This window comes from Cellvibrio sp. PSBB023 (assembly GCF_002007605.1).
GTDB lineage: Bacteria > Pseudomonadota > Gammaproteobacteria > Pseudomonadales > Cellvibrionaceae > Cellvibrio.
Map to the genome: position 1 here is coordinate 1,906,972 of NZ_CP019799.1, position 15,728 is coordinate 1,922,699.

Consider the following 15,728-nt stretch of genomic DNA (forward strand, 5'->3'; position numbering starts at 1 on the left):
AAAATAGCGCCAGTTAAACACTTAGCCCACGCTCACGAAAATCGCGGATATAAATGCCATAGGCCCCGTCGGGCAGTGCGCGTTTAATCAGGTGGCTTTTGTCCAGCTTTTCTTGCTGGATGTCATTCAAGTCCAGCACGATCTCTTTGGCGAGCGGTTTGTTGAGGTCTTTGACCACAATGATTTTGGGCAAGTGGCGGTAACGGTGGTTGGTTTCCAAGACTATACCCACTAATCCATTCACCAATTCCACAATACTGCCGGGCGGATAAAGGCCTATGCACTTGATAAATTCCAGCGCCAGACGCTCGTCAAATTGCGTGCCGCGATGTTGAAAAATACGCTTCAGTGCTTCGGTACTGGCAATTGCTCGGGAGTAACAGCGATCTGCGGTCATCGCGTCGTAGGCATCCACAATACAAATAATGCGCGCAAAATCGGAGATGCCTGCGGCGCTTAATTTACGCGGATAGCCCGTACCATCCACCCGCTCATGATGGCTGTAGGCAACATCCACCGTTGCATTGGGTACACCCGGCGATGACATCAATAGGTTGCGCCCATGTACTGCATGGGCTTTGATGATATTGAACTCTTTGTCGGTAAGTGGCTCACGCTTATTCAGGATATGGGCCGGTACGCGCATTTTGCCCACATCATGCAACAAACCGCATAACCCCAAACGCGTCAGTTCCCCTTCACTCATACCCAGATGTCGGCCAAAGGCAATGGCGAGGATGCAGACATTCAAGCAGTGCTCTGCGGTGTACTCATCTTCATTGCGCATGCGCGACATCCAGATCAGGGCATCGGCATTGCGCAGGATACTGTTCATGCAATCCTTGACGGTTGCCTTGGCCTGTTCGGTATTAACGCCGCCGCCCAGACGCACATCATCCAGCAGGGTTTTGGTGAGTTTTTTAGCCTCGCGGTATACGCCTATGGCGGCGCGGTGCTCCTGCGACGATGATATTTTATTGATATAGGCGTTTTTACGCACAATGGAGTGGCTCGATACAGCGCGCTGCTCTGGCGGAACCCACTCCTCGCGCACGGCATCAATCCAGACATATTCGGCATATTCTGCAACGACCTCGATATCATCCAGACTTTCAATGATAAACCCCTGCATGACAAAGGGAGTCTCCTGCCAGTCGCGATCCAGCCGGGAGACAAACATACCGATTTTAAGCTCGGAGATATGGATTTTGAGGGTGCTCGATTTGCGTTCAATCGAGCCGGGTTTGACATCGCGGAGATCCAAAGGAACCTCACTCTATGGTTATTAGTAAGCCGTAGGTAGTTGGCTGCTAATTAATCATAGACGCTTTTATCAGATGCGCTTGGCTTCATCCCAAAGCAGGTTCATCTCATCGATACTGGTTTCACATAAGGGTTTGGGCGTGTTTTTCTCGATGTAATGAAAGCGCTGCTCGAACTTGTGGTTAGCGCGGCGCAAGGCTTGTTCCGGGTCGATTTTCTGGTAGCGGGCAATATTGACTACGGCAAATAACAAATCGCCCAGTTCCTCTTCCAGAGCCTGTTGATCACCGGAATCCAGCTCGGCTTCCACTTCCAGCAGTTCTTCACGCACTTTGGCGATGGGCCCATAGACATCGTCCCAATCAAAGCCCACGCTGGCGGCGCGCTTTTGCAATTTGGCCGCCCGGCTCAGGGATGGCAAATTGAGTGGAACATCAGCCAATAACCCCTGTGCACCTTTTGCCGCACGCTCCTGTTGTTTGATTTCCTCCCAGCGCGCTTTGACATCCGTCGGCAAGGTGTGGCGATTATCCACACGACTATCCAGTGTGCCCTGTGGAAATACATGCGGGTGGCGGCGAATCAGTTTGGCCACCAAGTCAGATACCACGCCAGCAAAGTCAAAACGCTGCTCCTCTTTGCCCAACTGACTGTAAAAAATTACCTGGAACAGCAAATCGCCCAACTCTTCTTTGAGGTGAACAAAATCCTGTTTTTCAATCGCATCCACCACTTCATAGGCCTCCTCCAGCGTAGAGGGCGCAATGCTGGCGTAATCCTGTTTGATGTCCCAAGGGCAGCCGGATTCCGGGTCACGCAGGCGGGCCATCAAATAAAGTAAATCGTCGATGCTGTAGTGGCTCACAAATAGAATCCTAGTGTTTACGGCGCGCCGAGGCGATGTTGGGCAACTGGTTGAGTTTAGTCAGTATGCGGCTCAGCTCGTCAAAGCTGCGGATTTCCACGGTCACCTGCATATCGACAGTGTTTTTGCGTTTATCCGAGAGAGTTTGCATAGCCACAATATTGATGCGCTCGGTATCCAGCAGCACCGTAATATCTTTCAGCAAACCATAGCGGTCATAGGCTTCGATAACGATATCCACCGAGTAGAGGCTCTGCGGTGTTTCGCCCCACTCAACCTTGATAATGCGCTGTGGTTCATCGGCCTGTAGCTGCAAGATGTTGTTGCAGTCTTGACGATGGATGGACACCCCTTTACCCAAGGTGATGTAGCCAGTAATCGCATCGCCCGGCACCGGATTACAGCAGTTGGCAATTTGGGTCAGCAGGTTACCCACACCTTCGATGTAGAAATCCGAATCCTTTTTCTGGCGCGATGCCTTGCTGCTGCGGAAAGGAATCAGCGGCTGTTGTGGATCCGCATCATCCAACTGTTTTTGTGCCGCATTGAGCACTTGGCCGACGCCTATATCACTGGCGCCTACGGCGGCATACAAATCATCCAGCGTATTGAAGTGCAATTTTTTGGCGAGTTCTTCAAAGTCCAGATCGAGCAGCGCAAGACGTTTGAATTCACGGTCGAGTAGCGCCTGCCCTTCGGCGATGTTTTTGTCGCGCGCTTGCTGCTTAAACCAGTGCTGGATTTTGGCACGGGCGCGGCCAGTATTGACGTAACCCAAGGCCATGTTGAGCCAGTCACGGCTGGGCGATTCAAGCTTACCGGTGAGGATTTCCACCTGATCCGCATTGGTCAGTTGATAGTTGAGCGGCACTATGCGGTTATTCACCTTGGCGCCACGGCAACGGTGACCAACATCGGTGTGGATTTTGTAGGCAAAATCAAGCGGCGTTGCCGTGCGTGGCAAGTCCACCACATGGCCTTCAGGGGTAAAGACGTAAATACGGTCCTGATTCACCGCGCGCAGGTCATCCTGCAGGTGGGATGGATCGCCACCCAGCTCCTCGTGCCACTCCAATACTTGGCGCAACCAGGCAATTTTCTGCTCATAGCCGTCCTGGGTCGCTTTGGTATCTGTGCCCTTGTAGCGCCAGTGGGCACAAACACCCAGCTCTGATTCTTCGTGCATTTCCTGGGTGCGGATCTGGATTTCCAACACCTTATTTTCCGGCCCCCACACAGCGGTATGCAGCGAGCGATAACCGTTCTCCTTGGGCGAGGCGATGTAATCGTCGAACTCGTGGGGTATGTTGCGCCAGAGGCTGTGGACTATACCGAGCACGGCATAACAATCGCGTACCGTAGGCACCAGGATGCGCACGGCGCGAATATCGTACACCTGGGAAAAGGGAATCCCCTTGCGCTGCATTTTGCGCCAGATGCTGTAGATATGTTTGGCGCGACCATCCACCGAACCTTCGATCCCGGCCTTTTTCAACTCGTTGCGCAGCCGTTCCAACAAGTTGTTGATGTATTCCTGCCGGGCGAGGCGACGCTCATCCAACAGTTTGGCGATGCGCTTGTAATCCTCGGGTTGCAAGTAACGGAAGGAGAGATCCTCCAGTTCCCACTTGATATGCCCAATGCCCAAGCGGTGAGCCAGCGGCGCATAAATATCAGCCACTTCGCGGGCTACCTGCCGGCGGCGATCTGCTTCGGCGTTTTTGACCGAGCGAATAGCACAGGTGCGCTCCGCCAGCTTGATCAGCGCCACACGCACATCATCCACCATGGACACGAGCATTTTGCGGATTTTTTCCGCCTGCTCGACCGCTTGTGAACCCAGCACCCGGTCTTCGTGTTCGTTGCGCTGGTAGCTGATAGCCGCCATGCGCAGCACACCTTTCACCAGCTTGCTGACTGTCTCGCCAAAGCGGTTTTGTAACTCAATAAGGGTAATTTTTTGTTCACGCACAGCGCGGTAGAGAATCGCCGCCACCAGAGCATCCTGATCCAACTGCAAATCAGCCAGGATTTCAGCCATTTCCAAACCGATACGGAAACAGGAGAAATCCTCCCCCAGTTGTGATCGTCTTCGGCGTGAATATCCACCAGCGATAAACTGAGTTCGGCGGCGCGGCGCAATTCGGCGCGGCTGGTATCGGACTGCAGGTAGGACTTATTCAGACGATCGATCCAGGCATCTATATCCACTTGACCATCAGCGGCTATGGGGTGATCTGCTCTGACTTTAACCATGAGGTTCGCCTTACTTATTCTTGCGTGTCACCGGCCGCGCAGGCCAATGAACACATAAATTCAATCGAGGTTTGAATGCCCTTCGCTAACGAAAGGCAATTGGGCAGCGGTGATTAAACAACAGTTACGCTAAACAAACGCTACTTCAGCAAAAACAGCGCCATAGACTCCACATGGCTGGTGTGCGGGAACATATCGAGCACACCGACAGCATCCAACTGATAGCCGACGTCGGCCAGTAGTGCTGAATCCCGCGCCAAGGTTGCCGGGTTGCAACTGACGTAGACAATTCGCTTGGGTGAAAGTTGCTTGCCCCTTACCCAGCGCTGGATGCTGGCGATAATATCTTTTGCACCATCGCGGGGCGGGTCGAGCAAGAGCGCATTAATATTGCCCCCCAGCCGCTGTAATTGAGTATGGGTCATATCTGCCAGATTCGCGGCAATAAATGTTGCGTTACCAATGCCCAGGGACTCCGCATTTTCACGCCCACGTAGCACCATGGATTCCACCGCTTCAATACCCACCACTTCGGCACACTGACGCGCCATGGGCAGGGTAAAGTTGCCAATGCCACAAAACAAATCCAGCGCGCGGTCATCCGGCTGCAAGGCCAGCAGAGCCAGCGCTTGGGCAACCATCTGCTGGTTCACGGGTGGATTGACCTGGGTGAAATCCTGCGGGTGATAGGCAAGCCTCAACCCGGCCACCTCATAGTGCAAACGCGGATCGCAGGAGTTGCCCTGTATGTCGGTTAACCCGGTATTGCCATTTGGCTCCAGCCACACATGAACCTGTTGTTGCTCAGCCAACTGCGACAGCGAGTTCAGATCGGCCTCTGCCAGCTTTTTAATGTGACGCACAATAATGGCACTACTACCGAGGGAATCATCGGACTGCCCTTTCACCAGTTCGATATGGGTGACCGCCTTGGCCGCACGCAGTGTCGTCAGCCAGGAGCGCAAAGGCGCCAACAATTGATTTAACGCCGGTGTTAATACCAAGCACTCATCGACCTGGGTAATTTCATTACTGTAATGCTGACGAAACCCGAGGCTGACACTACCGTCTTCCTCATACCAAACACCGAGGCGCGCGCGGCTGCGATAGCCCGTATCGCTCAAGGTAATAGGTGCAAGCACGCGTTTGGGTTCTACGCCGCCCCAGCGCTTTAATTGCTGCAACAGCGAATCCTGCTTCATCAATAATTGTTGCGCAGGCGGCATATGTTGCAGTTGGCAGCCACCGCAGTCGGCATAGTGTTGGCAGGGGGGTGTCACTCGCTCGGGTGACGGGGTAATAATTTGATCGACCCGCGCATCGATAAATCGCGCATGCTCTTCCACCAAACGCGCGGTGACCTTTTCATTCACCAAAGCGCCGGCGATAAACATCGTTTTCCCATCCAGATCGGCCACACCGCGACCATCGTGACTTAAACGATCAATGGTGAACTCACCCAGTCGCTTATTAAATTGTGGCAACACTTTTTCCGCAGCGCGCGGCTGATTGCGGCGCGGCGCATCATCGCGCACATACACTTTGCCATCCGCTTTTTTGGGCCGAGGTTTTTTGCCGAGCAGGCTGCTGCCTTTTTTAGCGCTGCCAGAGGGAGTTTTGCCGTTTTTGTGTGCCATGAAAAAATCCGCTAAAAAACTAAAAAAAGTGCGCCGGCTATTACGACAAATAGCAAACCCCGAATATCACCAAAGAAACAATAATTATTTCTGATTGAATAAACCGGACGATAAGTAGCGATCACCGCGATCACAAATAATCGCCACTATCACCGCATTTTCCACCTGTTGGCTTAATTCCAGCGCCGCTGCGACCGAACCGCCGGATGACACTCCACAAAAAATACCTTCCTTACGCGCAAGCTCACGCATGGTGTGCTCCGCCAAGGATTGCGGCATGCTGACTATGCCATCGACACGGTCGCGCTCATAAATTTTAGGCAAATAGGCTTCCGGCCAACGACGAATACCTGGAATTTGTGCACCCTCTGCTGGCTGCAAGCCAATAATCTGGACAGCGGGATTTTTCTCTTTGAGGAAGCGCGAGGTTCCCATAATGGTGCCTGTTGTTCCCATGGAGCTGACAAAGTGTGTGATGGTACCGGCCGTTTGTTGCCAAATTTCCGGGCCGGTAGTCGTGTAATGGGCGAGCGGGTTATCGGGGTTGCCAAACTGATCCAATACCTTGCCCTTGCCTTCTGTCTGCATTTTCAAGGCAAGATCCCGAGCGCCTTCCATGCCCTCTTCCTTACTCACCAGAATAAGCTCCGCCCCATAGGCGGCCATGGAGGCCTTGCGCTCAGCCGTGGAGTTGTCAGGCATGATCAAAATCAGGCGATAACCTTTGATTGCCGCCACCATAGCCAGTGCGATGCCGGTATTGCCGCTGGTTGCCTCAATCAAGGTATCACCGGGCTTAATATCACCGCGCAGTTCGGCGCGACTGATCATCGACAGCGCCGGGCGATCTTTTACCGAACCCGCCGGATTATTGCCTTCCAGTTTCACCAACAGAGTATTGTTGGTCACACCCTGCAAGCGCTGTAAGCGCACCAAGGGGGTATTGCCAACAAACGCTTCAATGGTGGGAAAATCCATGCTGACCTCGGAATAGTTAAATCGGTTAGGGGCTGTAGGGGCTAATCGTGCCGTGACTAAATGGTGTCGTGACTATTTGTCGGAAGGCGTCAGGTTTTCAAGCCTACCGTTGCGCAGCCGCGCGCGAGGCGGCTATTCTACCCGTGATCGCCCTGCCTGCGAACACTCGGTAGCAAATCTCCTACGACTATCGGACTATAGGGTGGCAGTGCTATTGCCAGACGTAAGTTTTTGGACTATCACAAAAATAAGGCCCACGCTGTTATGAATCCAGTTAGCAAACAGAAACACAGCAATATTAAATCCGATGTCTGGCGCCTGATTTTTATTCCCTCGTTCACCATCATCATATTGATCGCTGCTAGCCTGACTTATTTGTGCATTTCGCAAATCAATAAGTTCATCGATTTGCGCGGCAGCATACTCGCACAGAAAACAGCGCATTTACTGCACAAACCTATACTCGAACAGGATACGGAATTGGTGCAGCACATACTCGACGCCTCCGTTGAGGAACCTTATATCCGTGCCATCCATGTTTACTATGCAGCAGGCGATAAAAATTATCACAGCGGCCCGCAGTTTATGGACATCCGCGATGATACTGAACCCAGCATCGAATCCCCCACCGAGCATCGCACCTATCGCACACTGCACTTCTCTCACCCGCTGGTGGATCGCAATAACCAGAATGCCATTGGTTGGGTTGAGCTGGAGTTATTAACTGCACCATTTGTGGTAGTGCGCTATGAAGCCATAGTGCTGACCATTGCCATTACCTTGCTGTGTTTAATTATCGGCGCCTATTTTGCAATCTCACTCTATTACCGCATTACTGAACCGCTGGAGCACATTAAAAATATTGTGCAAGGGCTTGCCCGCGGGCGACTCAGTGAGCGCGTCCAACCGCAAAATTCCCGTGAGTTTTTAGCCCTGGCCGAGTCCATTAACAACATGGCCGATTACATGGAAGCCGCGCAGGCAGATATGCAATCCCACATTGACCACGCCATTGAAGACCTGCGCGAAACGCTGGAGACCATTGAAATCCAGAACGTAGAACTGGATCTCGCGCGCAAAGAAGCGCTGGAAGCCAGCCGGGTAAAATCCGAATTCCTGGCCAATACCAGCCATGAAATTCGCACACCGCTCAACGGCATTTTAGGGTTTATCAATCTCGCGCTGAAAACAGACTTGAATGAACAGCAGCGCGAATACATGGAAACCATTCGCGACTCAGCCCAAAACTTGTTGACGGTTATCAATGGCATTCTGGATTTCTCCAAAATAGAATCGGGCAAACTCACTCTGGATTATGCACCACTGCCCATTCGCCACTCGATTGACGAAGTGCTGCATATTTTTGCACCGGACGCCCACGATAAAAATCTGGAGTTAATTAATTATATCGAGCCCTCTATTCCCAAAAATCTGTTGGGCGACGCGTTGCGTTTTAAACAAGTACTATCCAATCTGATTAGCAATGCCATTAAATACAGCAGCAGTGGCAACATCATTATCGACGTGAGTATTTTGCAACGGCAAGAAACACAAATTACCCTCAAGGTATGCGTGAGCGATGAAGGCATAGGCCTGTCGCGCGAAGCACAGGAACAATTATTCAGCCCCTTTATCCAAGCCGATTCATCCAACAGTCGCGAACACGAAGGTACCGGCTTGGGGCTTGCTATTTGCAAAGGTTTGGTTGAGCGTATGAACGGCGAAATTGGTGTCGTGAGCGAGCCGGATAAAGGCTCCACCTTTTGGTTTACTGCGCGACTGGGGATTGATAAACGCCAGCCCTCACAAAACCAGCTGCCTAATTTGAGCGACTATCGCATTTTGCTGTGCGGTGAGAACCCGGCCTCCATCAAACAATTGAATAATTTATTACACAAATGGAATGCCAACACCCACACTATTCCTGCTATTCACGATTGTTTTCCTATGCTGCGCAGTGCGCGCGACAGCCAGCAAGGTTTTGATTTATTGATATTGGATATCGCCCCCAATGAACGGAAAATTCCCCCCATTTTGTTAAACAACCTCGCTGAACAATTGCACGCTGAATTTAACTGTACGCTGATCGCCTGCTGCACTACCGCGCATCAGCGTTTATTCCGCGCCCATACAGAGAAATCCCAGGTATTGTTTATCAACAAACCTATCGCCTACGATGCAATGCTGCAAACGCTGGGGCGTCAACTCGACTTACACATAAAAGATTTGCGCGATCAGGAAGATGAAGAAGCCCTGCGTCCCACCGCCTCGGTTTTATTGGTAGATGACAACCCCGCCAACCTGCAATTGGCCTCCGAATTGTTGCGCGGTTTAAATACCCAAGTCGTGCAGGCGAGTAATGGAAAGCAAGCGATTGAAGCCTGCCAGCATCAGGAATTTGATGTGATTTTCATGGACATTCAAATGCCGGGGATGGATGGCATGGAAGCAACACGGCACATTCGTGCTCTGGAACAGGGTAAACGTCGCACACCAATTATTGCACTAACAGCGCACACTATCACCGAACAAAAAGCCGAATTATTAATTGCCGGCATGGATGATTGCATCAGCAAACCGGTGAATGAATCGCAGCTGGCACATATTATTAATCGCTGGGCAACACTGACGGGTAAAAAAGAAATTGTTATTCATACGGATGACAAGGCATTTACCAACACTAACCCAGGTATTCCCACCGAGGATCACACCGGCTCAGTAGACATTAACCTGTGTTTAAAACTGGCTAACCACAAACCGGCACTGGCCCGCGACATGCTCACCATGTTACTGGCGGGGTTGGAAAGCGAAAAACAACAAATTAACGAATCGCTGGCGGCTGAAAACTATGAAGAGTCCGGTGAATTAATCCATCGCCTTTATGGCAGCAGTTGTTATTGTGGTGTGCCACGGTTAAAACACATCAGCGGTTTGCTGGATAAACTATTTCAAAGCAAGCAATACGATCAAGCACGGGATGCTATTCCCGCATTGAACCACGCGCTGGATGATTTGATTCGCTGGGGAAAAAATAAAGATATAGATGCACTGTTCGGTTTGGAAAAAGCGCCTGCGTGATTATTCAGTGGGCTTGAATGACACGAACAATTCGCGGCTGTTGAGTGGGCGACTTCCCAATAATGGCTTGAGCAGTCGCCGCGCCAATTGTTTAGCTGCAAGGCGCGTTGCAGGCAGCGAGTAATCCCCACAGTCAATGGCGAGCAAACATTCGCCTTTCAATAAAAACTGCTCGGGAAGATTCGGCGCGGCACTGAAAAACCCCTCCTGGATATGACATTCATAAAACCCATCGGGCACTATGGCGCAATGGTTACGCGCATCCTGGGTAAAATCCAGCCCATACCCCAACTCTGTTAATAAACGAAACTCAAATACCCGCAACAAGGGTTCTATATCCTCCCCTGCTTGCAGTGCATTCAAGCTCTGCTCATAGGCGTGATAGATGCCATTATGGCTGTCCATTTCCGGCAGCAAACGCACCAACAATTCATTCAGGTAAAAACCCGAGTACAAGTGATTCGCCGTGAGCGAAAGAAAATGATTGTCCGATTCAAAATTGGTGAGCAGTTTCATATCCGTTTTACCCTGCCAGGAAACTAGCAGGCGGCTGAATGGATTAAGCAACTGTCGTTTGGGAGTTTTGGTTTTGCGTACACCGCGCGCCACTGCCGTGACGCGCCCGTGATCGGGCGTGAGAAAGTCAATCAAGAGACTGGTATCGCGATAAGGACGAGTGTGGAGGATATAAGCGGGCTGCAGATCAACACGCATAAGCCGGCGTTAAAACTCGTTGTAACCGAGACTGCGCAAAGCGCGCTCATCGTCTGACCAACCGGACTTTACCTTGACCCAGAGTTTGAGCATGATTTTCATCTCAAATAACTTTTCCATATCAACACGCGCCTCAGTGCCAATTAGTTTGATACGCGCGCCTTTGTCGCCAATCAGAATTTTTTTCTGGCCGTCGCGCTCCACCAGAATCAGCGCAGAAATATTCAGCAAATTACCTTCTTGTTTGAACTCTTCAATTTCTACCGCCATTTCATAGGGTAGTTCATCACCTAATTGGCGAGTAATTTTTTCGCGCACGATTTCAGCCGCCATAAAACGCGAGCTGCGGTCAGTAATCTGATCTTCCGGGTACATATGAATGCCTTCCGGCAAGCGTTCGGTAATCAGGGTTTCCAATCGATCCAGATTGGTATTGCGCAGTGCCGACATAGGGACGATTTCGGCAACACTGAGCTTCTCCGACAGTACTTGCAAGTGCGGCAGCAGTGTTTCTTTATCTTCAATCTGATCGACTTTGTTTACCGCCAAAATAATTGGGCAACCCACATGCTGCAGCTTTTCTGCTACCGCTTCATCTTCCTCGGTCCAAATAAAACGATCTACCACAAACACCACAACATCCACATCCTTCATGGCGCTGGTGGCCGCTTTATTCATATAGCGGTTAATCGCTTTTTGTTGCCCGAGGTGCATGCCGGGAGTATCGACAAAAATAATTTGTACATCACCTTCGGTTTTAATACCCACCACCGCATTGCGTGTGGTTTGCGGCTTGCGCGAGGTGATGCTGATTTTTTGCCCGAGTATATGGTTAAGTAAGGTTGACTTACCCACGTTAGGGCGACCAACAATGGCGACATAACCGCAGCGACTGGCCGATGAATGTTCTGTATCTGAATTGAAGGTCATAGAAGAATTACTACAGGGTTAGTGATAAAAAAGCGCGTACATTACCGCGAAAGATCAATCGATTTTTAACTGGGCCAACATGAGTGCCGCTGCTTGTTTTTCAGCTTCACGGCGGCTGGATGCAACAGCGCGAGTCGGTTGTTTTGCCAGCGCAACACGGCATTCAATGGTAAACACCTGAGCGTGCCCTTCACCACCGACTTCCGCTACAACATAGTCCGGCAAAGGCTGACGCTGGGCTTGCAAATATTCCTGCAGGCGCGATTTGGCATCTTTAGCACTGGTATTAGCACTGAGTTCGTTCAAACGCGGCGCAAACCAGGTCAATACCCGCTCGCGACATACATCCAAACCACTGGCTAAATACATGGCGCCAATAATAGCTTCCACACTGTCAGCTAAAATGGAGTCACGACTCTTGCCACCAGATTTGAGTTCGCCCTCGCCTAAAATCAGGCAATCGCCTAATTCAAATTCACGGGCCAATAAGGCCAGGGTATCGCCCTTTACAATTTGGGATCGCAAGCGGCTCAGTTGGCCTTCGCGTGCTTCAGGCAAGCGTTTGAATAAGGCTTCACCAATAATAAAATTCAGGATGGAGTCGCCCAGAAACTCAAGGCGCTCATTATTGGTCGCGCCGTGGCTGCGGTGAGTTAATGCCAGTTGTAACTGGCGCTGGTCGTCAAAACGGTAGCCAAGGCGTTGCTCAAGGCGCTGATATTTAAGTGTTAACACAAGTTACTTGATCGCTGTTACTGGCTTACAACACTGACCGGGGCGCGAGCTGTCCAAATGGTTTTGGAAGCTTAAGACCAGGTCTATGTTGTAAAAAAGAGGGACACGGGTTTCATAGTCAACAGTGATGAGCAAATCCTCACTGCGACGATCAATTTTGATGTTTTTGGTCGGGCCTTCGCTGCGTACATTGTTAATCATATAAAAGTTGCCCAGTTTCTTTTTAATCTCGGCATCAGTCATATTCTCAACTTTTTCCCCACCGTTTTCGAGGGAGCGCAAGGCTGATTCCACATAGCGGTTTTCTGCGTAAAGCGGGATCACTTTAAATGCAAATAACAGAAAGAAACCGGCAACGGCAATCACCAATGCCCACTGCAGCATACCCAAACCGCGCTGACCTTTAATCGTTTTATAGTGATTCGCTCGCATCAGGTTTCACTCCAGAAAAAAGAAACGGGACTGTATATTAAGTAACGCCAACGCGATTATTGAATAACGCCAGCGCGATTAAACGTGGGAATACTGAAAAAAGAATCCCAGTGCATCCAGACGGCAAAAGCCTTACCGACAATCGCATCTTCCGACACCATGCCCCACTCGCGGCTATCCAAACTATTGTCGCGGTTATCGCCCATCATAAAATAATGGCCGGCGGGCACTACCCAGGAACCGTGCATGCTCAAACGGCTGGGCTGCAAGTGTTTGTAGGTAGTAAATTCCTTATCGTCAATGGTCTCGCTGGTCATTCTGAGCACCGGTGCACCAGCAGGCAATTGAGCAATCAGTTTTTCCTCAATCACTTTTCCGTTAATCGTCAACTGATGATTATTGTAGGAAATATGATCCCCAGGAACGCCAATAACGCGCTTGATATAATAAGTCTCCGGCGCATGGGGTGGAAAGAACACCATCACATCGCCGCGTTGCGGTTTACCAACAGGGATAATTTCTTTGTTTAATACCGGTGCACGCACGCCATAAGCAAACTTGTTGACCACAATGAAATCGCCCACTTCCAAGGTCGGGATCATGGAGCCGGAAGGGATCTGAAAAGGTTCAACCAGGAATGAACGCAAAAAGAAAACAATGAACAATACCGGAAAAAACGATTTGGAATACTCCACCAACATCGGCTCTTTGGCAGCGACCGATTTGGCTTCCTCATAGGCATTTTTTTGCTGCTCGGTATCCAGTGCCATACCGTTAAACTGTTTTTCAACAGCGGCCAACTTTTCCTTGCGCGGGCGCGATAACACCAAGGCGTCAAACAACCACACCAGTCCGGTAATAAATACGGCCAGCGTGAGAATCAGAGGAAGGTTAATACTGCTCATCGAGTTACCTTAGCGTGTTGGTTATAGGCAATGTTAGCTATCTATTTTAAGCACGGCGAAGAAGGCGGCCTGCGGAATTTCCACACTGCCCACTTGCTTCATACGTTTCTTACCGGCTTTTTGTTTTTCCAGCAGTTTTTTCTTACGGGTTGCATCACCACCATAACATTTGGCGGTTACATCTTTACGCAATGCTTTTACGGTGGAACGTGCAACAATTTGTCCACCAATCGCCGCTTGAATTGCCACATCGTACATCTGGCGTGGAATCAGCTCTTTCATTTTTTCAGTCAGTGAACGCCCCATGCCGTGCGCTTTGTCGCGGTGCACAATAATGGCCAGCGCATCTACTTTTTCGCTATTGATCAACACATCCAGGCGCACCAGGTTTGCGGGCTGGAAGCGGATAAAGCTGTAATCCAACGAGGCAAAACCACGGCTGACGGATTTAAGGCGATCGAAGAAATCGGTCACTACTTCGTTCATCGGCAATTCGTATTTCACCGACACTTGCGAGCCGGTGAATTGCAGGTCTTTCTGTACACCGCGCTTTTCAATACACAGAGTGATTACATTACCTAAATGCTCTTGCGGCACCAGAATATTGGCTTCCACAATCGGCTCGCGCATTTCATCGATAGAACCCGGGTCGGGTAGTTTGGACGGGTTGTCCACAAAAATCACTTCGCCGCCACGTTTGACCACTTCATAAACTACCGTGGGTGCAGTGGTGATCAGATCGAGATCGTACTCGCGCTCCAGACGCTCCTGAATGATTTCCATGTGCAGCATGCCGAGGAAACCAACACGGAACCCAAAGCCCAGCGCATCCGAACTTTCCGGTTCGTAAAACAGTGAGGCATCGTTCAGGGTCAGCTTGGCCAGCGCTTCACGGAAATCTTCAAAGTCGTCAGAGCTGATGGGGAACATACCCGCATAAACTTGCGGCTTAATTTTTTGGAAACCATCCAGCGCTTTCACTTCCGGTGTTTGCGCGTGGGTGATGGTATCGCCCACGGGAGCGCCGTGAATGTCTTTAATACCGGCCACCACAAAACCTACTTCACCGGCCTTAAGTTCTTTTAATTGGGTGGGCTTGGGGCTGAATACGCCCACGCCATCAACAATTTGTGCTTTACCGATGGTTTTAGTGATGATTTTGTCTTTCAGGCGCAAGGTACCCTGCTTTACTCGCACCAGCGAGACAACACCCAGATAGTTATCGAACCAGGAGTCGATAATCAGCGCTTGCAAGGGGGCATCCACATCGCCGACGGGTGCTGGAACCAAGCGCACCAATTCTTCCAGGACATCTTCCATGCCCAAGCCGGATTTGGCCGAACAGCGCACAGCTTCCGTGGCATCGATACCAATAATGTCTTCAATTTCCTGCGCAACGCGATCAGGTTCCGCTTGCGGCAAGTCCATCTTGTTCAGTACCGGAATCACTTCCAGCCCTTGTTCGATGGCGGTGTAACAGTTGGCAACTGACTGGGCCTCTACACCCTGAGCGGCATCCACCACCAGCAGAGCACCTTCACAGGCGGCCAGCGAGCGGGATACTTCATAGGTGAAGTCCACGTGACCGGGGGTATCAATAAAGTTCAGCTGATAGGTTTTGCCATCGCGCGCTTTGTAATAGAGCGTCACGCTATGGGCTTTAATAGTGATACCGCGCTCGCGCTCCAGATCCATGGAATCAAGCACTTGCGCTTCCATTTCACGGTCACTCAAGCCGCCGCACATCTGGATAAAGCGATCGGCGATGGTGGATTTACCGTGGTCAATGTGGGCGATGATGGAAAAGTTACGGATATGGCTCAGGTCAGTCACAGGCGCTTAACTACTTTAAGATGATGGAAAAAATGAACCCCAACCAAGTTGGGGCATGAAAAGAATGGGCGGCATTCTAGCCTATTTGCGGGGTGGGTGCTA

At 50.7% G+C, this 15,728-nt stretch carries 11 protein-coding genes and 1 pseudogene; 1 reads left to right on the forward strand and 11 read right to left on the reverse strand.

Annotated elements, in window-relative coordinates; genetic code table 11:
- Positions 1–13 precede the first annotated feature (13 nt).
- The 5 genes and pseudogenes from B0D95_RS08455 to cysM all read right to left on the reverse strand — a co-directional run bounded on the left by B0D95_RS08455 (position 14) and on the right by cysM (position 6,999).
- The gene (locus B0D95_RS08455; RefSeq protein ID WP_078043491.1) at positions 14–1,264 is read right to left on the reverse strand and encodes an HD-GYP domain-containing protein; all 1,251 of its coding nucleotides are present in this window, start codon (positions 1,262–1,264) and stop codon (positions 14–16) included.
- A 69-nt stretch (positions 1,265–1,333) separates the two neighbouring features.
- On the reverse strand, positions 1,334–2,128 hold the full coding sequence (mazG, locus tag B0D95_RS08460; RefSeq protein ID WP_078043492.1) for a nucleoside triphosphate pyrophosphohydrolase: 795 nt from the start codon (positions 2,126–2,128) through the stop codon (positions 1,334–1,336).
- Between the two features lie 10 nt (positions 2,129–2,138).
- Positions 2,139–4,384, reverse strand: a pseudogene (gene relA / locus B0D95_RS08465) (GTP diphosphokinase).
- A 140-nt stretch (positions 4,385–4,524) separates the two neighbouring features.
- A complete protein-coding gene (gene rlmD / locus B0D95_RS08470; protein ID WP_078043493.1) occupies positions 4,525–6,021 on the reverse strand; it encodes a 23S rRNA (uracil(1939)-C(5))-methyltransferase RlmD in 1,497 nt (498 codons plus the stop codon).
- An 84-nt stretch (positions 6,022–6,105) separates the two neighbouring features.
- Entirely contained in the window at positions 6,106–6,999 is an 894-nt protein-coding gene (cysM, locus tag B0D95_RS08475; protein WP_078043494.1) for a cysteine synthase CysM, read from the reverse strand.
- Positions 7,000–7,263: 264 nt separating this feature from the next.
- Between cysM and B0D95_RS08480 the strand changes: the two genes are divergently transcribed.
- Entirely contained in the window at positions 7,264–10,077 is a 2,814-nt protein-coding gene (locus B0D95_RS08480; RefSeq protein WP_078043495.1) for a response regulator, read from the forward strand.
- Here the strand turns inward: B0D95_RS08480 and recO are convergent, their stop codons facing one another.
- The 6 genes from recO to lepA are packed head-to-tail and all read right to left on the reverse strand — an operon-like array spanning position 10,078 to position 15,626.
- Positions 10,078–10,791 (reverse strand): DNA repair protein RecO, encoded by a 714-nt coding sequence (gene recO / locus B0D95_RS08485; protein WP_078043496.1) that lies wholly within the window; start codon positions 10,789–10,791, stop codon positions 10,078–10,080.
- A gap of 9 nt (positions 10,792–10,800) precedes the next feature.
- Positions 10,801–11,721 carry a GTPase Era gene (gene era / locus B0D95_RS08490; RefSeq protein ID WP_078043497.1) on the reverse strand — a complete coding sequence of 307 codons (921 nt, stop codon included), beginning with the start codon at positions 11,719–11,721 and terminating at the stop codon, positions 10,801–10,803.
- Positions 11,722–11,775: 54 nt separating this feature from the next.
- Positions 11,776–12,456: a ribonuclease III gene (rnc, locus tag B0D95_RS08495; RefSeq protein WP_078043498.1), complete on the reverse strand. Its 681-nt coding sequence runs from the start codon at positions 12,454–12,456 to the stop codon at positions 11,776–11,778.
- Between the two features lie 3 nt (positions 12,457–12,459).
- Entirely contained in the window at positions 12,460–12,888 is a 429-nt protein-coding gene (locus tag B0D95_RS08500) for a DUF4845 domain-containing protein (RefSeq protein WP_078043499.1), read from the reverse strand.
- A gap of 56 nt (positions 12,889–12,944) precedes the next feature.
- Positions 12,945–13,793 (reverse strand): signal peptidase I, encoded by an 849-nt coding sequence (lepB, locus tag B0D95_RS08505; protein WP_078043500.1) that lies wholly within the window; start codon positions 13,791–13,793, stop codon positions 12,945–12,947.
- A 33-nt stretch (positions 13,794–13,826) separates the two neighbouring features.
- Positions 13,827–15,626 (reverse strand): translation elongation factor 4, encoded by a 1,800-nt coding sequence (lepA, locus tag B0D95_RS08510; protein ID WP_078043501.1) that lies wholly within the window; start codon positions 15,624–15,626, stop codon positions 13,827–13,829.
- Between the last annotated feature and the right edge of the window lie 102 nt (positions 15,627–15,728).